At 71.7% G+C, this 18,920-nt stretch carries 17 protein-coding genes and 4 tRNA genes; 8 read left to right on the top strand and 13 right to left on the bottom strand.

What is annotated here, in order from left to right:
- The first annotated feature begins 69 nt into the window (after window positions 1–69).
- A tRNA-Asp gene (locus ABZ883_RS02880) sits at window positions 70–144 on the top strand.
- 527 nt (window positions 145–671) lie between these two features.
- Here ABZ883_RS02880 and bldC read toward each other — a convergent pair.
- Both bldC and ABZ883_RS02870 read right to left on the bottom strand, forming a co-directional pair.
- Window positions 672–878 (bottom strand): developmental transcriptional regulator BldC, encoded by a 207-nt coding sequence (gene bldC, locus ABZ883_RS02875; protein ID WP_003949541.1) that lies wholly within the window; start codon window positions 876–878, stop codon window positions 672–674.
- Between the two features lie 479 nt (window positions 879–1,357).
- Entirely contained in the window at window positions 1,358–2,212 is an 855-nt protein-coding gene (locus ABZ883_RS02870; protein ID WP_360900444.1) for a hypothetical protein, read from the bottom strand.
- Between the two features lie 170 nt (window positions 2,213–2,382).
- Here ABZ883_RS02870 and ABZ883_RS02865 point away from each other — a divergent pair, with 170 nt between their 5' ends.
- On the top strand, window positions 2,383–3,510 hold the full coding sequence (locus tag ABZ883_RS02865) for a Glu/Leu/Phe/Val dehydrogenase dimerization domain-containing protein (RefSeq protein ID WP_360900441.1): 1,128 nt from the start codon (window positions 2,383–2,385) through the stop codon (window positions 3,508–3,510).
- 359 nt (window positions 3,511–3,869) lie between these two features.
- Complete coding sequence (locus tag ABZ883_RS02860; RefSeq protein WP_360900438.1) at window positions 3,870–4,184, top strand: DUF3073 domain-containing protein; 315 nt, start codon at window positions 3,870–3,872, stop codon at window positions 4,182–4,184.
- Window positions 4,185–4,282: 98 nt separating this feature from the next.
- Here the strand turns inward: ABZ883_RS02860 and purM are convergent, their stop codons facing one another.
- The 8 genes from purM to purS all read right to left on the bottom strand — a co-directional run bounded on the left by purM (window position 4,283) and on the right by purS (window position 12,569).
- On the bottom strand, window positions 4,283–5,350 hold the full coding sequence (gene purM, locus ABZ883_RS02855) for a phosphoribosylformylglycinamidine cyclo-ligase (RefSeq protein WP_360900435.1): 1,068 nt from the start codon (window positions 5,348–5,350) through the stop codon (window positions 4,283–4,285).
- 28 nt (window positions 5,351–5,378) lie between these two features.
- A complete protein-coding gene (purF, locus tag ABZ883_RS02850; protein ID WP_360900432.1) occupies window positions 5,379–6,896 on the bottom strand; it encodes an amidophosphoribosyltransferase in 1,518 nt (505 codons plus the stop codon).
- A 440-nt stretch (window positions 6,897–7,336) separates the two neighbouring features.
- Window positions 7,337–8,134, bottom strand: coding sequence for a sterol carrier family protein (locus ABZ883_RS02845; RefSeq protein ID WP_360900429.1), 798 nt, complete (start codon window positions 8,132–8,134; stop codon window positions 7,337–7,339).
- Between the two features lie 48 nt (window positions 8,135–8,182).
- Entirely contained in the window at window positions 8,183–8,386 is a 204-nt protein-coding gene (locus ABZ883_RS02840; RefSeq protein WP_360900426.1) for a DUF4177 domain-containing protein, read from the bottom strand.
- A 46-nt stretch (window positions 8,387–8,432) separates the two neighbouring features.
- On the bottom strand, window positions 8,433–9,293 hold the full coding sequence (locus tag ABZ883_RS02835) for a hypothetical protein (RefSeq protein ID WP_360900423.1): 861 nt from the start codon (window positions 9,291–9,293) through the stop codon (window positions 8,433–8,435).
- Between the two features lie 98 nt (window positions 9,294–9,391).
- Window positions 9,392–11,650, bottom strand: a complete 2,259-nt coding sequence (gene purL, locus ABZ883_RS02830) for a phosphoribosylformylglycinamidine synthase subunit PurL (RefSeq protein ID WP_360900420.1) — start codon at window positions 11,648–11,650, stop codon at window positions 9,392–9,394.
- Entirely contained in the window at window positions 11,647–12,327 is a 681-nt protein-coding gene (gene purQ / locus ABZ883_RS02825) for a phosphoribosylformylglycinamidine synthase subunit PurQ (protein WP_360900417.1), read from the bottom strand. Before purQ ends, purL begins: the two co-directional genes overlap by 4 nt.
- Complete coding sequence (gene purS, locus ABZ883_RS02820; RefSeq protein WP_360900414.1) at window positions 12,324–12,569, bottom strand: phosphoribosylformylglycinamidine synthase subunit PurS; 246 nt, start codon at window positions 12,567–12,569, stop codon at window positions 12,324–12,326. The genes purQ and purS overlap by 4 nt, the downstream gene beginning before the upstream one ends.
- A 259-nt stretch (window positions 12,570–12,828) precedes the next feature.
- On the opposite strand from purS, the gene ABZ883_RS02815 reads away from it, so the two are divergent.
- The 5 genes from ABZ883_RS02815 to ABZ883_RS02795 all read left to right on the top strand — a co-directional run bounded on the left by ABZ883_RS02815 (window position 12,829) and on the right by ABZ883_RS02795 (window position 14,290).
- Entirely contained in the window at window positions 12,829–13,146 is a 318-nt protein-coding gene (locus ABZ883_RS02815) for an Lsr2 family protein (RefSeq protein ID WP_360900411.1), read from the top strand.
- A gap of 109 nt (window positions 13,147–13,255) precedes the next feature.
- A tRNA-Gly gene (locus tag ABZ883_RS02810) sits at window positions 13,256–13,327 on the top strand.
- 47 nt (window positions 13,328–13,374) lie between these two features.
- Window positions 13,375–13,447 (top strand) — tRNA-Gly (locus ABZ883_RS02805).
- A 343-nt stretch (window positions 13,448–13,790) separates the two neighbouring features.
- Window positions 13,791–13,863: transfer RNA gene (locus ABZ883_RS02800), tRNA-Gly, on the top strand.
- A 184-nt stretch (window positions 13,864–14,047) separates the two neighbouring features.
- The gene (locus tag ABZ883_RS02795) at window positions 14,048–14,290 is read left to right on the top strand and encodes a DUF6059 family protein (RefSeq protein WP_360900408.1); all 243 of its coding nucleotides are present in this window, start codon (window positions 14,048–14,050) and stop codon (window positions 14,288–14,290) included.
- A 168-nt stretch (window positions 14,291–14,458) separates the two neighbouring features.
- On the opposite strand, the gene ABZ883_RS02790 is transcribed toward ABZ883_RS02795, so the two are convergent.
- The 3 genes from ABZ883_RS02790 to ABZ883_RS02780 form a co-directional block, all read right to left on the bottom strand.
- A complete protein-coding gene (locus tag ABZ883_RS02790) occupies window positions 14,459–15,355 on the bottom strand; it encodes a phosphoribosylaminoimidazolesuccinocarboxamide synthase (protein WP_360900405.1) in 897 nt (298 codons plus the stop codon).
- Between the two features lie 72 nt (window positions 15,356–15,427).
- Window positions 15,428–16,912, bottom strand: coding sequence for a N,N-dimethylformamidase beta subunit family domain-containing protein (locus tag ABZ883_RS02785; protein ID WP_360900402.1), 1,485 nt, complete (start codon window positions 16,910–16,912; stop codon window positions 15,428–15,430).
- 144 nt (window positions 16,913–17,056) lie between these two features.
- A complete protein-coding gene (locus ABZ883_RS02780) occupies window positions 17,057–18,736 on the bottom strand; it encodes a hypothetical protein (protein ID WP_360900399.1) in 1,680 nt (559 codons plus the stop codon).
- Between the last annotated feature and the right edge of the window lie 184 nt (window positions 18,737–18,920).

The following is an 18,920-nucleotide window of genomic DNA, read 5'->3' as shown; positions in this document are numbered from 1 at the left end:
CGGTTCGCTTTCACCCTCTGACCTGCTGTACAGTCATCCTCGTCGCCAGGAAAGAGGGCGGCGAAACCTGGTCCTGTGGAGCAGTTTGGAGTGCTCGCCACCCTGTCAAGGTGGAGGCCGCGGGTTCAAATCCCGTCAGGACCGCAGTAAAGGAAGGCCCGGATCCCCTGGATCCGGGCCTTCTTGCGTGGTACGTCTGGCTCATGGCCTCACCCGGCGACGGACGGCCGCCGAGCGGGTCGGCGGACGGCCAACGGCATCCGACTCCACCGTCCGGCCCTCCACGGGCGGTTGGGGCCGCCACCGACCCGCCGGGACCGCCTGCCGTTCCGGCGGCCGCACACCGCACGACGTGCGGAAGGTCACTACCGCACCGGGAACATCCGGGGCAAGACCTGGGCGTGTGACGGGAGTCACGTCAAGTGTTCCGACTCTGGGGGAACTTGAGGGCTCCTGGGGGGCCGTCAATTTAATATGTGCAATTGCACCGTGCCCATGAGCCTCACGTCTACACAAGACGGACACATGAGGCGCACAAAAAAGATCGCACCGGAGCCGGCGGACTCCGGTGCGATCTAGGTTCCTTTGGGCTTCCCCGATGGGGGCAGGGGCCCGTTGGAGTGGACGTTTCGGCAGGTTGGGGGCCCTGCGCGAGCGCCCGTTGGATCAGGTCAGGCCTCGCTGCGCTGCTGCGGAATGCCCGCCAGCAGTGCACGGACCTCCGCCTCGCGGTAGCGGCGATGCCCGCCGAGCGTGCGGATGGACGTGAGCTTGCCAGCCTTGGCCCAGCGCGTGACCGTCTTCGGGTCCACGCGGAACATCGTGGCGACCTCAGCGGGGGTCAGCAGCGGCTCGGCATCAGGGGTGCGAGCGGTCATGAGCGGCCTCCTCGAGAGAACCGAACCAACACGGTTCTTTCCTCTAAATTCTGCACCTTGACCCGCGTTGCCCGAAATGGCGGACGCGGGCCGAGTCGGTAATAGGACGAACGGCTTGTCCTCGGCACTACAACTACACCATCTGTCCAGCCGTGTCGGCCAAACCGATGGATTTGCCCTCTGAGGTGTCTAAGCTCGACGGAAGCCGATGGACCGGGCCATAACGGACAGTCACACCTGAGTGACGATCAGTCACAGCCAACCCACGAGCAACAGCCCCACCTCAAGGGATGCAATACCGGACATTCCGCCCAAGCAGACGGAATAAGGTCCTTACGGACCCGATGTCCCATATTGTCATGGGGGGTAGGGATGAGGGCAAGCCCCCCAAAGGTGCTTTACGTCACCCTTAGGCCAAAGGTACCGGTCGACCGCACTCGGGACCAAGGTCCCCCGGCCAAAGGACTTCCGACGGCCCCTCAGCTCGCGTACTGCAGCTCCCGGACAGCCCGCCAGCGGTCGGTGAGCCGCTCGTACGCCTCACCGGCCCGGTCGCCGTCCCCGTCGCGCAGCGCAGCCAGCGCGTCGGCCACATCGGTGGCCGAGTGGTCCTCGGCGAGCCGCTCCGGGGAGATGACGTGGACGAGACCGCCGTAGTCGAGTTCGACGAGCGACCGCGGGTGGAACTCCTCCAGCCAGCGCCCCACATCTACCAGGCCGTCGATCAGAGCACCCTCTTCGAGTGAATCCTTCAGCACCCGAAGGCCCCGCGCCGTGCGCCGGCGGGCCTGCACCATGGGGGTCCGGTAGCGCATCACCGGCTGCTTGGACTCGCCCGCGCCCGCCGGCTCGTACTCCCGCTCGGAGTCGTCGAACAACGTGAACCAGCGCACCGGGACATGCCAGGTCGCGCTGCGGATCCACGGCCGCGCGTCGGCGTTCTCCGGCTTCTCCGCCCGCCACGCCGCGAAGTCGGCCTCCGCCTGCTCCCGCACGACCTTGGGCAGCACGGCGTCCAGCACCGCGGTGGGGAACTCCTCGGTGAGCTCCTCCAGGGCCAGCCAGCCGCGCAGCCGGGTGCGCCAGGGGCAGATGTGCGTCACACCGTCGACGACGGCCACGAAGGCGTCCGGGCTCTCGTGCACCGGAACGGGCACCGGGGGGACGGGCAGGAGATCGGCCAGGGACTGGCGCAGTTCGTCCTGTGCGGTCCGTTCCGCACCCGCCGCGGCATACCTGTACCAACGGCCCCGTTCGGGCTCCGGGAAGGCCGCCAGCGGCTCGTACACGCGCAGATACGACGCGTACGGGACCAGTACCGAAGACAAGCCCACACCCGCTCCCTCACGACGGCATACGCCCTGCATCGTCCCATGCCGCTTCCCCCACCGGGAGTGATCCACGACACTGGGAGCATGCGCACGACCAGGTGGCTCTACTCTTCTCGCAACCGGCCCTCCCCACCCGCTCGGAGGGCGACCTCTGGACATCGGGAGTCACCACAGTGACCGACGTACGTCAGACATCCGGCCTCGTCTCCCCCTTGTGGACCCTGTTCCGATCGGATCAGGGAGGACACGAGCAGGTCGTCTTGTGCCAGGACCGCGCCACGGGCCTCAAGGCCGTCATCGCGATCCACTCCACCGCCCTGGGCCCTGCCCTCGGCGGCACCCGCTTCCACGCGTACGCCTCCGACGAGGAGGCCGTCGCCGACGCGCTCAACCTCGCCCGCGGCATGTCGTACAAGAACGCGCTCGCCGGGCTGGACCTCGGTGGCGGCAAGGCCGTGATCATCGGTGACCCGGACACCGTCAAGTCCGAGGAACTGCTGCTGGCCTACGGCCGCTTCGTGGCCTCGCTCGGCGGCCGCTACGTGACCGCCTGCGACGTCGGCACGTACGTCGCCGACATGGACGTCGTGGCCCGCGCCAACCCGCAGTGGACCACCGGCCGCTCGCCCGAGAACGGCGGCGCCGGCGACTCCTCGGTGCTGACCGCCTGGGGCGTCTTCCAGGGCATGCGGGCCGCCGCCCAGGCCAAGTGGGGCGACCCCACGCTGCGCGGCCGCCGGGTCGGCGTCGCCGGCGTCGGCAAGGTCGGCCACCACCTGGTGGAGCACCTGCTCAAGGACGGTGCCGAGGTCGTGGTCACCGACGTTCGCGGCGAAGCCGTCGAGCGGATCACCTCCCGTCACCCCCAGGTCACCGCCGTCACCGACGCTGACGTCCTGATCAGGACCCCGCTGGACGTGTACGCGCCCTGCGCGCTCGGTGGCGCCCTCAACGACGACAGCGTGCCGGTGCTCACCGCCGCGGTCGTCTGCGGCGCGGCCAACAACCAGCTCGCGCACCCCGGTGTCGAGAAGGACCTCGCCGACCGCGGCATCCTGTACGCGCCCGACTACGTGGTCAACGCGGGCGGCGTGATCCAGGTCGCCGACGAACTGCACGGCTTCGACTTCGAGCGGGCCCGCACCAAGGCGACGAAGATCTTCGACACGACGCTGGCGATCTTCGAGCGGGCCGCGGCCGACGGCATCCCGCCCGCGGCGGCGGCCGACCGCCTCGCCGAGCAGCGCATGGCCGAGCGCACCCCGGCGGACCGCTGGCTGCGGCCCTCGGCCGCCCACTGACGGCACGGTGAGCACGCCCCCGCCAGGTCAGGCGGGGGCGTGTCCTCCATCACAAAGCGGACACCTGACCGCCCCGCCGTCGTACGGTGTGCCCGCGCCCGTCGTTCACCCGCAAGGCCTTCGCCGGCCGCCCGGGACACGGGCCGCAGACTGGAGATTCGGTCGTTACCACGCCCTGGCAGCCAGACCGCGGCGGAAGAAGGTAAAATCACGACTGACCAGCCAGGACGGGCCATCGGCGGGCCCCTGCTCCGACGCGCGTCGTGCGGGCGACGTACCGTGCGGCCTCGGAAGCAGGTACCGTTGAAGCCCTACGGACCGGGACTCTCGTGCGAGGGCCCGTTCCACATCGTGAACGCGTGTCAAGACTCGGGGCCGTCGAGCCCCACGTTGAGGGGGTCGAGCCAATGGGGCGCGGCCGGGCCAAGGCCAAGCAGACGAAGGTCGCCCGCCAGCTGAAGTACAACAGCGGCGGCACGGACCTGTCACGTCTGGCCGAAGAGCTGGGCGCATCGTCACCGCTGCCGGTAAATCCGCCGGAAGTACAGGAAGACGACGATGACGACGAGCTGGAAGACGACCCGTACGCACGGTACGCGGATCTCTACGGCGACGATGAGGACGACGAGGACGACGAGGAGTCCGAGCCCTCGTCCCAACGTCGTCGCGCTTGACGCAGCACAATCCAATCCAGCTTGACCGCTGACCCGGTCCGGGCACGCCCGGACCGGGTTTCGTGCTGCCCGCCGTGTGGGGCGCGGCCCCGGGCGCGCTAGTTCGCGTACTCACCGGTGAGCTCGACGGCCTCGGCGCGGTCGCCGCGCTCCAGGACCTCGCCGGCCACCCAGGCCTCCAGGCCCCGGTCGGCCAGCGTCGTCAGCGCCACGTCGACCGACTCCTCGGGGACCACGGCGACCATGCCGACACCCATGTTGAGGGTCTTCTCCAGCTCCAGGCGCGCCACCCCGCCGAGCTCTCCGACGGTCGAGAACACCGCGCCCGGCGTCCAGGTCGAGCGGTCCACGGTGACGCGCAGGTGGTCCGGGACCACCCGGGCCAGGTTGTTGGCCAGGCCGCCGCCGGTGACGTGCGAGAAGGCGTGCACCTCGGCGGTGCGGGTGAGTGCGAGGCAGTCCAGCGAGTAGATCCGGGTGGGCTCCAGCAGCTCCTCGCCGAGCGTGCGGCCGAACTCCGGGACCTCGCGGTCGAGCGCCCAGCCCGCCCGGTCGAAGAGCACATGACGCACGAGCGAGTACCCGTTGGAGTGAAGACCGGAGGACTCCATGGCGATCACCACGTCACCCTTACGGATGCGATCCGCGCCCAGCAGCCGGTCCGCCTCGACCACGCCGGTGCCGGCGCCCGCGACGTCGAACTCGTCCTCGCCGAGCAGGCCCGGGTGCTCGGCGGTCTCGCCGCCGACCAGGGCGCAGCCGGCCAGCACGCAGCCCTCCGCGATGCCCTTGACGATGGCGGCGACCCGGTCGGGGAAGACCTTGCCGACGCAGATGTAGTCGGTCATGAACAGCGGCTCGGCGCCGCACACGACCAGGTCGTCCACGACCATGCCGACGAGGTCGTGGCCGATGGTGTCGTACACGCCCATCCGGCGGGCGATGTCCACCTTCGTGCCCACGCCGTCGGTGGCGGAGGCCAGCAGGGGGCGCTCGTAGCGCTTGAGCGCGCTCGCGTCGAAGAGCCCGGCGAAGCCGCCAAGACCGCCCACGACCTCGGGGCGGGTGGCCTTCTTCACCCATTCCTTCATCAGCTCGACCGCGCGGTCGCCCGCCTCGATGTCGACTCCCGCCGCGGCGTAGCTGGCACCGGTGTTCTCGGACATGACTGTGAGGTGTCCTTGCGTCGTGTGCTTACGGACGACGGAGCGCGTCGGCGGCGTCGGGGCCGCCGGCCAGCTCGGTCTCCAGGAGGTGCTTGCCGAGCAGCTCGGGGTCCGGCAGCTCCATCGGGTACTCGCCGTCGAAGCAGGCGCGGCACAGGTCCGGCTTGGCGATGGTGGTCGCCTCGACCATGGCGTCGATCGAGATGTACGCCAGCGAGTCGGCGTCCAGCGACTTGCAGATCTCGTCGACGGTCAGCCCGTTGGCGATCAGCTCGGCACGGGTGGCGAAGTCGATGCCGAAGAAGCACGGCCACTTGATGGGCGGCGAGGAGATCCGGATGTGGACCTCGGCGGCGCCGGCCTCGCGCAGCATCCGGACCAGTGCGCGCTGGGTGTTGCCGCGGACGATCGAGTCGTCCACGACCACCAGGCGCTTGCCCCGGATGACCTCCTTGAGCGGGTTCAGCTTCAGGCGGATGCCCAGCTGCCGGATGGTCTGGCTGGGCTGGATGAACGTCCGGCCCACGTACGAGTTCTTCACCAGGCCCGAGCCGTACGGGATGCCGCTGGCCTCGGCGAAGCCCACGGCGGCCGGCGTGCCGGACTCCGGGGTCGGTATCACCAGATCGGCGTCGGCCGGGGCCTCCTTGGCCAGCCGGCGGCCCATCTCCACCCGGGAGAGGTAGACATTGCGCCCGGCGATGTCGGTGTCGGGGCGGGCCAGGTAGACGTACTCGAAGACGCAGCCCTTGGGCCTGGCCTCCGCGAAGCGGGAGGAGCGCAGCCCGTTCTCGTCGATGACGACCAGCTCACCGGGCTCGATCTCCCGGATGAAGCTCGCGCCGACGATGTCCAGGGCGGCGGACTCCGACGCGACCACCCAGCCGCGCTCCAGGCGGCCCAGCACCAGCGGGCGGATGCCCTGCGGGTCGCGGGCGGCGTAGAGGGTGTGCTCGTCCATGAACACCAGGCTGAAGGCGCCCTTGACCTTGAGCAGCACCTGGCGGGCGGCCTCCTCGACGGACAGCGGCTTGCCGTCCGCGTCGGCCTGCCCGGCCAGCAGCGCCGTCACCAGGTCGGTGTCGTTGGTCGCTGCGACCTTGGTGGCCCGCCCGTTGCCCTGCGGCAGCGCGGCGACCATCTCGGCCAGCTCGGCGGTGTTGACCAGGTTGCCGTTGTGGCCGAGGGCGATGGAGCCGCTGGCCGTGGCGCGGAAGGTGGGCTGGGCGTTCTCCCAGACCGACGCACCCGTGGTCGAGTAACGGGCATGCCCGACCGCGATGTGGCCCTTGAGGGAGCCGAGGGAGGTTTCGTCGAAGACCTGGGAGACCAGACCCATGTCCTTGAAGACCAGGATCTGGGAGCCGTTGCTCACTGCGATGCCCGCGGACTCCTGTCCGCGGTGCTGCAGGGCGTACAGCCCGAAGTAGGTGAGCTTGGAGACCTCTTCGCCGGGAGCCCAGACACCGAAGACGCCGCAAGCGTCCTGGGGGCCCTTCTCACCGGGGAGCAGGTCGTGGTTGAGTCGTCCGTCACCACGTGGCACGTCTCCGAGTCTAGGGCAGGTTGCGGTGTCGTCCGAACGAGGGAACCCGACAAACCCGTGTTCTATGCGCGTAAACCCATGGGGCGCATGGGCATGTGACCTTCGTCCTGCACGGTCCCGACCGACCTCGCGGGCGTGGTTCCCGGTCGCGGATCACGGCCGTCGGCCCGGCCGCGGCGCCTGCGTTCCCACCGGGGGTCGCTGACGCTGTCCGGGCGAAGGTCGCCCGGGCCCTTGGTGCGGCGCACGACCAGGTCGCCCCCGCAGGTCCGGTCGCCCCGGGTCACCTCCGCCCAGCACACAGGCCGGCTCTTCCGGTAACGGCGACGCGCCACCTGATCACAGGCATCAGGACCGGCACACGTCCTCCGGCGCGAAGTCGATCACGGCGACCGGCGCCGCCGGCAGCATCGGCGCCTGACGGGGACGACCTCGCCGGCTCAGCCGAGCAGGGGCAGGTACGGGGCGAGGTCGGCGCGCTCGCCGCTCGCGGAGACGGTGCCGGCGGCGAGGGCGGTGTCCCAGGTCGTGCGCCCGGTGGCCAGGCGCACCCACGTGACGGGGTCGGTCTCCACGACGTTGGGCGGGGTGCCGCGGGTGTGCCGGGGGCCGGGGACGCACTGGACGGCCGCGTACGGCGGCACGCGGACCTCGACGGAGTTGCCGGGCGCGGTGACGGCGAGGGTGTCGGCCAGCAGCCGGACCACGGCGGCGAGCGCCTGCCGGTCCAGCGGGACGGGGACACCGGTCGCCGTGGCCAGGTCGTCGCTGTGCACGACGAGTTCTACGAGGCGGGTGACGAGGAAGTCCGGCGCGCGCATCGCGCCCAGCGTGATGGCGATCACCCGGGCCGGGTCGACCGCCTCGGGCAGCGCGTCGTGCAGGGAGGCCGCCGCCGACTCCAGGCGCCCGGCGGCGTCCGCGGTGCCGAGCGCGGCCTCACGGGTGTCGGTGTCCAGGTTGACGGCGATGCGGTTGGTGGAGCGGGCCCAGCCGGTCAGGTCCAGGTCCGCCCTGGCCGGGGCCGGTTCGCCGAGCACCCGGGGGACCACCTCGATCTGGCGCGCCATGTGCACCAGCAGGTGGAGAACGTCCCAGCCGGGCAGCCCCGAGGAGGCGGACAGCTGCTCCGTGCTCAGGGCGCGGGCGGCGTCGAGGACGTGTCCCGCCTGGGCGGTGAGCGCGGCGGCGGTCCGCGCCGGGTCGTAGGTGCGGGGGCGGCGGGCGGCGGGCGGCATGGCGTGCAGCCTACGCGCCGGCCGGGCCCCGCACCGGGACCGCGGCGGTCAGGCCTGGCGCGCCCGCTCGAAGGTGATCAGCAGACCCTCGACGGCGCCGGGACCGATGCGGCCCTTGACGTCGGCGGCGGTGATCGCCTTGAGCTGCCAGCCGTCCTCGGCGTGCTTGTTGAGCGTCTTCTCCAGCTTGTCGCTGTCGATCGCGTCCCCTATGAGCGACTCACGGAAGTTGACGACCTTGTACTCGTACATCGGTCAGGACCCCTCGTCGTGGCGGTGGTTGCCTTGCGGACGCAGGTTAACCCGCCACCGGGCGCACCGGTCCGGCCACCCGGTCGATCAGCGGTCCGTGTTCCACGTCGGCGGAGAGCAGGGCCAGTTCCGCGCCCTCGAAGGGCGCCCCGAACAGCAGCGTGTCGCGCAGCCGGCTGTCGCCGGGCGCGTGGGCGTCGCCGGGGATCGCCGAACCGGGCCACACCGGGCAGGAGAAGACCGGCACGCGGCCCGCGGTGTCGTCGGCCGCGTAGACCCACACGCGGGTGTCCTCGTCCTCGCGGGACAGCACCCGCAGCACCGGCAGTTCGTCCCGGCGCAGTGCCGCGGCCCGCCGCATCGCCGGCAGCCCGGTGACCAGCAGGGTGAACCCGGCCAGGGCGACCGGGAGCAGGAACGGTACGGCAGCGGCCGCGCACAACGGCAGCCCGACGGCGACCGGCACGAGGCCGCGGCGGCGCAGCGCGGGCACCGGCGCGGGCAGCCGCAGGCGCACGGCACCGGCGGCGTTGGCCGCGAGCAGCCGCTGGCGGCGCCGGACCGCGAGACGGTGACGGGCGCCGGCCCAGCACAGGGCGAGCGCCGCGCTGACCGGCAGGGCGGTCGCGGGCTCGGCGAGCCACACCAGCAGCGCCACAGACAGCGGGGCCGACACCAAGGTGAGCCAGGGCAGCCGGAACAGCCAGTACACCTGGGCGGCCGCCAGCCAGCAGTGCGGTGCCGCAAGACCCCCGGGCGCGAGGACCAGGACGGCGCCGACGGCGACGGCCAGCGCCAGGGCGCCCCACCACGGCCGGGACCACACGGCCGGCCGGCAGGCCGCCCAGCGCCTGGTGTCGCGGGCACGCCACAAGGGCAGTTCGCCGGGGGCTCTGCGGTCGCTCACGCGTGGAGTATGGACCGGCCGTCCGTGCTGCCGGTTACCAAAAGGTCAACGCGCCCCCGCGCCCAGCGGCACGGAGGCGCGTCGTCAGCGCCGTGCGGTCAGCCCAGCAGGGCCGGGATCGTGTCCTCGTGCGCCGTGCGCAGTTCGTCCAGCCCGATCGTGAACTGGCCCTGCACCTCGACCGATTCGCCGTCCACGACACCGATGCGCGTCGCGGGCAGGCCGCGTGCGCCGCACATGTCGGTGAAGCGGAGCTCCTCGCTGCGCGGGACCGAGACGACCGCCCGTCCGGCGGACTCGGAGAACAGGAACACGAACGGGTCCAGGCCGTCCGGCACCACGAGCCGCGCGCCGTTCCCGCCGCGCAGGCAGGACTCGACCACGGCCTGCACCAGGCCGCCGTCCGACAGGTCGTGGGCGGCGTCGATCATGCCGTCCCGGGAGCCCGAGATCAGGATCTCGCCGAGCAGCCGCTCGCGCTCCAGGTCGACCTTCGGGGGCAGGCCGCCGAGGTGGTCGTGGACGACCTGGGACCAGGCCGAACCGCCGAACTCCTCACGGGTGTCGCCGAGGAGGTAGAGCAGCTGCCCCGTCTCCGCGAACGCGACCGGCGTGCGGCGGGCGACGTCGTCGATGACACCGAGCACGGCGACCACCGGCGTCGGGTGGATGGCGACGTCCCCGGTCTGGTTGTACAGCGAGACGTTGCCGCCGGTCACCGGCGTGCCCAGCTGCAGGCAGCCGTCCGCGAGGCCGCGGACGGCCTCCGCGAACTGCCACATGACGGCGGGGTCCTCGGGCGAACCGAAGTTCAGGCAGTCGGAGACGGCGAGCGGCTTGGCGCCGGTCGTCGCGACATTGCGGTAGGCCTCGGCCAGCGCGAGCTGCGCGCCCGTGTACGGGTCGAGCTTCGCGTAGCGGCCGTTGCCATCCGTGGCGATGGCGACGCCGAGCCCGGTCTCCTCGTCGACGCGGATCATGCCCGAGTCCTCGGGCATGGCCAGCACGGTGTTGCCCTGCACGAAGTGGTCGTACTGGGAGGTGATCCAGGACTTGGAGGCCTGGTTCGGGGAGGAGACCAGCCGCATGACCTGGTCGCGCAGCTCCTCGGCCGTCCCCGGGCGAGGCAGCTTGTTCGCGTCGTCGGCCTGCAGCGCGTCCTGCCACGACGGGCGGGCGTAGGGGCGCTCGTAGACCGGGCCCTCGTGGGCGACGGTGCGCGGGTCCACGTCGACGATCTTGCCGCCGTGCCAGAAGATCTCCAGCCGGTCGCCGTCGGTGACCTCACCGATGACGGTCGCGATGACGTCCCACTTCTCGCAGATCTCCAGGAACCGGGCGACCTTCTCCGGCTCGACGACCGCGCACATGCGCTCCTGCGACTCGCTCATGAGGATCTCCTCGGGCGAGAGCGTGGAGTCGCGCAGCGGTACGTCGTCGAGGGTGACGCGCATGCCGCCGGAGCCGTTGGAGGCGAGCTCGGAGGTGGCGCAGGACAGTCCGGCCGCGCCGAGGTCCTGGATACCGACGACGAGCTTCTCCCGGAAGGCCTCCAGGGTGCACTCGATGAGCAGCTTCTCCTGGAAGGGGTCGCCGACCTGGACGGCCGGGCGCTTCGACGGCTTGGCGTCGTCGAAGGTCTCCGAGGCCAGGATCGAGGCGCCGCCGATGCCGTCGCCGCCCGTGCGGGCGCCGTAGAGGATGACCTTGTTGCCGGCGCCGGACGCCTTGGCGAGGTGGATGTCCTCGTGCCGCATGACGCCGATCGCGCCGGCGTTGACCAGCGGGTTGCCCTGGTAGCAGGAGTCGAAGACGACCTCGCCGCCGATGTTGGGCAGGCCCAGGCAGTTGCCGTAGCCGCCGATGCCCGCGACGACACCGGGCAGGACGCGCTTGGTGTCGGGGTGGTCGGCGGCGCCGAAGCGCAGCGGGTCGACGACCGCGACCGGCCGCGCGCCCATCGCGATGATGTCGCGCACGATGCCGCCCACGCCGGTGGCCGCGCCCTGGTAGGGCTCGACGTACGAGGGGTGGTTGTGCGACTCGACCTTGAAGGTGACGGCGTAGCCCTGGCCGACGTCGACGACGCCGGCGTTCTCGCCGATGCCGACGAGGAGGGCGTCCGACTGCGGGGCCTTCTCGCCGAACTGGCGGAGGTGGACCTTCGAGGACTTGTACGAGCAGTGCTCGGACCACATCACCGAGTACATGGCGAGTTCGGCGCCCGTGGGACGGCGGCCGAGGATCTCGACCACGCGCTCGTACTCGTCCTTCTTCAGTCCGAGTTCGGCCCAGGGCAGTTCGACGTCGGGGGTCACGGCCGCGTGCTCGACCGTGTCCAGAGGCGTGCGGCTCATGCGGTGACCAGCTTCTTGAGGATCGAGGTGAAGAATCCGAGGCCGTCGGTGCGCCCCGTCCCGATGAGGGACTCCACCGCGTGCTCGGGGTGCGGCATCAGGCCGACGACATTGCCCGCGGCGTTGGTGACGCCGGCGATGTCGCGCAGCGAGCCGTTGGGATTCAGGCCGGCGTAGCGGAACACCACGCGGCCTTCCGCCTCCAGCTCGTCCAGGACGTGCTCGTCGGCGACGTAGCGGCCGTCGATGTTCTTCAGCGGGATGCTGATCTCCTGGCCCTGCTCGTAATCCGCGGTCCAGGAGGTCGTGTTGTTCTCGACGACCAGCTTCTGGTCCCGGCAGATGAAGTGCAGGTGATTGTTGCGCAACATCGCGCCCGGCAGGAGATGAGTCTCGGTGAGCACCTGGAAGCCGTTGCAGATACCCAGGACCGGAAGGCCGTCCTTGGCGCCCGCGATGATCGAGTCCATGACGGGCGAGAAGCGGGAAATCGCCCCCGCGCGCAGATAGTCGCCGTAACTGAATCCGCCCGGCAGGACGACGGCGTCGACCTGGTGCAGATCCTTGTCCCGGTGCCAGAGCGGAACCGCCTCGGCGCCGGCCAGGCGCACGGCACGCTGCGTGTCCCGGTCGTCCAGCGTGCCGGGGAAGGTGACGACGCCGATGCGCGCCGTCACGACTCCACCTTCACGACGAAGTCCTCGATGACGGTGTTGGCGAGGAAGGTCTCGGCCATCTCGCGGATACGGGCGAGGGCGGCGTCGTCGACCGGACCCTCCAGTTCGAGCTCAAAACGCTTGCCCTGGCGGACGTCGGCGATTCCCTCGAACCCCAGGCGCGGCAGTGCACGCTGCACCGCCTGGCCCTGCGGGTCGAGGATCTCCGGCTTGAGCATGACGTCGACTACGACGCGTGCCACGGTCACTCCCGGTGGTGTGCTGCGGTGATGTCCCCACCGTACCCTGCCGGAAAGTCTACGCGGGTAGATAAGCCGGAATGGTCCCGGAATATCGGGTGACCGGATTGCCCGGGCACAGCCGGGGAAATTCTCCGGGCGCGCTCCCGGGAAAAGATTTCCGCATATAAAAAGGGAAAGCATTGACCCCGGGCCGCCGACTTCGGTAGAACAACGGGGCCAAGGCAGGCTCCCAGCCTTCTCCACGAAAGGACCGGCATCCATGGCGCAGCGCGTAGTGGTCACCCTCTCCGACGACCTCGACGGCGGTGAAGCAGCGGAAACGGTCACTTTCGGCCTCGACGGGAAGTCGTACGAGATCGACCTCTCTTCCGGGAACGCCGAGGCGCTGCGCACCGCACTCGCGCCGTACGTCGAGGCCGGACGCCGCCACAGCCGGCTCGGCAAGACCTACAAGCACACCGCGCTGACCTCCGACCCGGCCACCGTCCGCGCCTGGGCGCGTTCCAACGGCTTCGACGTGCCGCCGCGCGGCCGCATTCCGAAGAAGGTCTACGAGGCGCACGCCGCCGCCAACTGATGTCCGCGAGCCGGCCCCCGGCCGAACGGATTGGACAGCCACCCCCGTTGATCCGCTAGAGTCAGAGGCGCGCCGAGGGCAGGGCCGAAAGGCCGGGCTCACGGATCACGCGGGTGTAGTTCAGTAGTAGAACATCCTCCTTCCAGGGGGAAGGCGCAGTGTGCGATCCCTGTCACCCGCTCTGACTGCTCGACCGGTCTTCACGATCGGGTAGAGTGGTCGCGTCCTGCGGACGTGGCTCAGTTGGTAGAGCATCACCTTGCCAAGGTGAGGGTCGCGAGTTCGAATCTCGTCGTCCGCTCAAGAAAAGAAGGCCCCGGTCATTCGACCGGGGCCTTCTTCGTGCGCGTTCGCCTTTTCCGTCGGCCGCGGCTTTGTGACCGTCCCCACATCGTGGCGGGCCGGGGCGCCGGGGCCGGAGACCGCCGGCACGCCGGATCGCGCCCGGACACCGGCCGAGACCGGTACCGGGCTGGGGAATTGGGCTCCCGCGGCCGCGCGCGGGGCAGCGCCGTGCCCGGCACGCGGACCGCCGGGACGGCCCGCGGCACACGCCACGGCGAAAGGACAGGGCGTGGTGTGTGCCGAGCACTCCCCGGGTTGGCTATAGTGGATGACGCACCGCACGGGAACGCGCGGCGCATGCGGACGTAGCTCAGTTGGTAGAGCGCAACCTTGCCAAGGTTGAGGTCGCGAGTTCGAGCCTCGTCGTCCGCTCAGGAAAGAAGGCCCCGGTCATTCGACCGGGGCCTTCGGCGTTCCCGGGGCGATCCGGGAGGGGGACGCGGCGCCCCGCCCGAGCGTGTCGGCGCGCGGGCACCGGGGCGCGGCGCCGATCCTGACGGCACCGCGCGGCGCGCGCCGCCCGCCCCGGCCGGGGTGCCCGATCAGGAGGTCCCCCATGCGCAAGTCCCTCCGGGCGGCGGCCCGCGAGGCCGTACGGACCATGGGCCGAGTCCTCACCAGGGAACTGGTCGCGCTGGGCGAGCTGTACTTCGCGATCGACGGGACGCAGCCCGTCCCGCCGGCCGCCCGCCGGGACGGGCTGCCCCCGGGTCATCCGGAACGCCTGTGCCCCGAGGTGCCGCTGAGTCCCCTGGAGCGGTCGCTCGCCCGCGAACTGCGGCTCGGACCGGCCCGCTGACACCCCACCCACCCGCGAAGGGCGTAGCGCTGACGCCGCGTCGGCCGCGTCCTGGCCCGCCGTCCACAGGCTGTGGACGGCGAACCGGGCAGGAGGGCGGAAGGACGGGGGAACGGCAGCGGGCCCCGGCCGGGAACGACCGGGGCCCGCGACGCCGCGAGGCAGGGGCTACCAGCTCAGGCCCGTGAGGCGCTCGTAGGCCTCGAGGTACCGGGTGCGGGTCCGCTCCACGACGTGCGCCGGCAGGGCCGGCGGGGGCTGCTCGCTGCGCCGGTCCCAGCCGGACTCGGCGGAGGTCAGCCAGTCCCGCACGATCTGCTTGTCGTAGCTGGGCTGGGCCCGGCCCGGCTCCCACTCCTCGGCGGGCCAGAAGCGGGACGAGTCGGGGGTCAGCACCTCGTCGGCGATGGTCAGCGTCCCGCCGTCGAAGCCGAACTCGAACTTGGTGTCGGCCAGGATGATGCCGCGCTCCCGGGCGATGTCACGGGCCCGCGAGTAGACCGCGAGGGTCGCCTGGCGCAGCGCGGCGGCGGTGTCGGCGCCGACCTGGCGGGCGACCTCCTCGTAGCTGACGTTCTCGTCGTGCTCGCCGACCGCGGCCTTGGTGGCGGGGGTGAAGATCGCCGCGGGCAGCTCGGAGCCGTCGGTCAGGCCCTCGGGCAGTGCCAGCCCGCACACCGTGCGGTCGGCCCGGTACTCCAGCAGACCGGAACCGGTCAGGTAGCCGCGCGCCACGCACTCGACCGGGACCATGCTGAGCGACCTGCAGATCGTGGTGCGGCCCTCCCACTCGGCCGGGGCGCCCGCGGGGAGTTCGGTGGACAGCACATGGTTCGGCAGGAGATCGGCGATCTTGTCGAACCACCACAGGGACAGCTGGGTCAGGACCCGGCCCTTGTCCGGGATCTCGGTGGGCAGCACCCAGTCGTACGCGGAGAGCCGGTCGCTGGCAACCATCACCAGCTCACCGGCCTCGTTCTGGTACAGATCGCGCACCTTGCCGGTGTGCAGGTGCACGAGTCCCGGTACCTGCACGGGCTCGGGCTTCTCGACGAATCCGGACATGGGGGCCTCCCCGATCGGTGGTTCGGCTCCCGATTCTCCCGCACGCCGCCCCGACGGGCGCGAGGCGGGGTGTCAGCCGTGTTTGCAGATGCGGTCCAGCAGATTGGCGGTGGCCCGCTGCACGCGCTCGTCGACATGCCCGGGGCGGTCCAGCGCGGGCGACCAGGCGAAGGTGCCGGAGGCGAAGACGTACGCCCCGGACGGCGCCCGGTACAGCGAGGTCTCCTGGTGCGCCCGACGGCCCGCGGAGTCCTCGTACGGGGAGTGCGCGAGCAGGATGCGCTCGGAGTAGCCGGGCAGGGGGGTGCGCGGGAAGTAGCGGTCCGCCTCGCCGGCCACCAGGTCCTCGATCTCGTCGCCCTCGCCGGCTCCCGCGGCCTCCCACAGCCAGTGGTCGGCGTTGCGCACCACCAGCGGGGACGGCTCCGGCACCCGGCCGGCGTACTGCACCCCGATCACCAGTTGCTCGGGCTCGCCCATGTCGCGCCACAGCGCGCTGCGGCCGGGCGGCGCGTCCCGGCGCTTGCGGCAGCTGAGCAGCCGGTCGGGGTCACCGGCCGGGGACGGGCCCAGCTCGGTCTGCCAGTACATGGTGTTGGCGGAGAGGAAGACCAGCGAGGTGCCGCCGTCCCGGGCGGCCTCGACGGCGCGCCGCATGGGGACGGTCCAGTACTCGTCGTGGCCGGGGAAGACGATGCCCCGGTAGCGGGAAGGATCGATCCTGCCGGCGTGCAGGTCGCGGGCGTCGCCGTAGGCCAGGTCGTAGCCGTAGCGCTCGGCCCAGCGGATGAAGTCGTAGGCGTGGCCCACGTGCAGCGGCAGCCCGGCGCCCGCGAACGGCCGGTCGAAGGAGACCGTGACCGCGGCCTCCTCCTCGCCGAGCAGCCGGCCCTGCTCGTCCCAGGCGTGGTAGAGGCTGGCACCGGTCCTGCCGTTCTCGGGGTAGAGGTTGTACGCCTGCCAGGTCACGTCCGGCAGCAGCAGGAGCAGATCGGCCGGGCGGTCGTCGCGCACGGTGAAGGGGATGTGGCTGCGGTAGCCGTCCTGCGTGGTCAGCACGGCGACATAGGCGCCGGGGTTCCAGTAGGAGGGGACCTGCAGCCGCCAGGACTGCCACCAGTGGTGGCAGGAGACCGTGCGGCCGGCGGTGAGCGGGACCGGCTGCACGATGCCGGACAGCCGCGGGCTGGTGCCCACCTGGGCCGCGCCGTCGCCGCCGTAGTGGCCGATGCGGTAGACGTCGACGTTGTAGCTCTGCGGCGGGTCGACGGTGACACGGAAGTCGATCGCGTCGCCCGGGGCCACGGAGGCGCCGGTGGCGAAGCCCTTGATCTGGCAGCGCACATCGTCCGCGGAACGGGGTCCCGGGACGCGCGGCGCGCCGTGCGACTCGCCGCGGGAGGCCGTCAGATCGACGTACCAGGGAACGACCTGGCCGGTGTCGTCCAGATACTGCTCGGCCCCGCGCAGCCAGGGCACCGGGCCCTGCCCGAACGGGTCGGTGACGCCGTGCGCCAGCGCTCCGGACTGCCACCGGTGGACCTGCTCCCTCACCACGATTCTTCCCCTCCTCGCCGTCCCCCGAGGTGGTGTACGCGTGCCCAGGTCCAGGACATCACACAATGCGCTGTCCCGGTCACTGTTCGTGGCGTTTTATTGGAAGGGATTCACGCCGACGGGACATATCCGGTCAACTTCCGGTCAGACGAGCCGTATCGGCTTCTCGGGGCGTACGCCCACCGCCGTGAGCCAGGAGCGCAGCGGGGCCGCGTCCCCGTTCTCCACGAGCCGGAGCACCGGCCAGGACAGGTCGCCCCGGCGCACCCCGCCGACCAGCAGGGCCGGGCCGTCCAGCCAGTCGAGGCCGGGGGCCGCGCCCGCGGTGTCCACGGCGGCGCAGCAGACCATGGCCGTGACGTGGTCGGTGAGCAGTTCCCGGCCGGTGCGGGGCGGCAGCAGGTGGTAGACGGGGGCGAACGCGCCGTCCACGGCGGCCTGGGCCGCGGCCTCCTCGCGGGTGGTCTCCTCCCGCGCGGCCTCCTCGCGGGCCACGTGCCGGGTGATCCGGGCGGCCAGCTCCTCGCTGCCGCCCGCCGACAGCCGGTCCAGCACCCGGGCCAGGGTCGCGCGGCCGGGCTGGTCGGGGGCGCCGGACAGACCCGCGGCCGCGCCCGTGGGGACGGACACCCGACGGGGACCGAGCGCCCCGGCCGGTTCGTGCGCCTCGTCGAGGACGGTGATCAGGCGGGCGGCGTCGCTGCGCCAGATCCGGTCCACGACCTCTTCGGGATAGGTGTCCCACGCGACCGGCGACCAGTCCGGGCCCTGCTGCCGCGGACCGCCGTGGAACAGCCGCGCCGCCAGCAGCGAGGCGGCCTCGTCGACAGTGCCCGGCTCCTCCAGCAGGTCGCACGCGGGGCGCTCGCCCAGCCGCGACTCGAACCCCTCGGCCAGCCGGTCCCGCCGCGACAGCTCGGTCAGCGCCGCCACCACGCCCGCGTCCAGCCGGGACGGCCAGCGCCCCATCCGCCAGGCCGGCAGCGCCACCCGGGTCAGCAGCCGGTCCCAGCCCGCGTAGGCGAGGCCCACCTGCTCCTGGGCCACGATCCGCAGCCCGTAGTCGACCGCCTGGGCCCGCTCCGAGGCGGCGCCGGCCACCGCGCGCTCCATCTCGGCGGCATGCACCCGGCAGGCGCGCAGCAGCAGCTTGGCGACCCAGCCGAGGAAGGCGTACGCGGGCCGGCGTATCCATCCGGTGAGCGAGGGCTCGTAGGCCGCCGTGGCCACGCCGGCCGCCGCGTCCAGCCCGCGTACGAAGCGGCGGGCCGCCGCGATGTCCGGATCGGCCGCGGGACCCGTGCCCGCCACGACCGGGGCGAGCAGCGCCCGCAGCTCGGCGACCCGCATCCACCACATGAAGGGCGAGCCGATCACCAGGGCCGGCGCCTGCGGCGGTGCCTTGCGGCGCGTGCCGTGGGTGCGGTCCTCCAGCCAGCTGTCGCAGTCCGGGGTCAGTTCTATCGCGGAGGGCACGGGCACCTGGAGGCGCACCGCGAGGTCCCGCACCATGCGGTAGAGGTCCGGGGCGGACTTCTCGGCGACCGGGACCGTCGGGCTCACCGCCGGTCGCGCCCGGACGACGACGGCCGCGACGCCGCCCGCGAGCAGCAGCACCAGCAGCGCGCCCCCGACGACCAGCCAGCGCAGGATCTCCGAGGTCTCGCCGACGATCCGGCCCGTCGCGCCGCCGACCAGCAGCACGACCGCCAGCGCGGCGGGCAGCAGCACCACCGCCAGCGCGATGCTGCGAATCCGCAGGACGGCCAGCGCGCGTGCCCGCGCGGCTCCTTCACCTGCTTCCCCGGCCAACGGTGTGCTCACCCCCAAGCTGCTGACGCGACTGCATGCCCCCACTGTCGCACCGCCCACGGACACCGCAATGCCGGTAGGGCCGATTGTGCGGTGGTCGTGCGCTCTCGCAGTGCGCTTGCGCCGCACCCTAGTTGGGCCCCGGGCTCACGTCAGCAGGATGGGCAAGCCATCACCCCTTGGAGTGGCCTTGCCC

The sequence above is a fragment of the Streptomyces sp. NPDC046977 genome (assembly GCF_040644455.1).
Classification (GTDB): domain Bacteria; phylum Actinomycetota; class Actinomycetes; order Streptomycetales; family Streptomycetaceae; genus Actinacidiphila.
Note: the sequence above shows the minus strand (reverse complement) of the source record. Positions and strands in the feature narration are given on the sequence as shown.

Coding starts and splice junctions, on each gene's coding strand:
- bldC (WP_003949541.1), bottom strand. CDS start 878: ATGACCGCTCGCACCCCTGATGCCGAGCCGCTGCTGACCCCCGCTGAG.
- ABZ883_RS02795 (WP_360900408.1), top strand. CDS start 14,048: ATGCGCAAGTCCCTCCGGGCGGCGGCCCGCGAGGCCGTACGGACCATG.
- purM (WP_360900435.1), bottom strand. CDS start 5,350: ATGTCCGAGAACACCGGTGCCAGCTACGCCGCGGCGGGAGTCGACATC.
- ABZ883_RS02845 (WP_360900429.1), bottom strand. CDS start 8,134: ATGCCGCCCGCCGCCCGCCGCCCCCGCACCTACGACCCGGCGCGGACC.
- ABZ883_RS02790 (WP_360900405.1), bottom strand. CDS start 15,355: ATGTCCGGATTCGTCGAGAAGCCCGAGCCCGTGCAGGTACCGGGACTC.
- ABZ883_RS02815 (WP_360900411.1), top strand. CDS start 12,829: ATGGCGCAGCGCGTAGTGGTCACCCTCTCCGACGACCTCGACGGCGGT.
- purL (WP_360900420.1), bottom strand. CDS start 11,650: ATGAGCCGCACGCCTCTGGACACGGTCGAGCACGCGGCCGTGACCCCC.
- ABZ883_RS02840 (WP_360900426.1), bottom strand. CDS start 8,386: ATGTACGAGTACAAGGTCGTCAACTTCCGTGAGTCGCTCATAGGGGAC.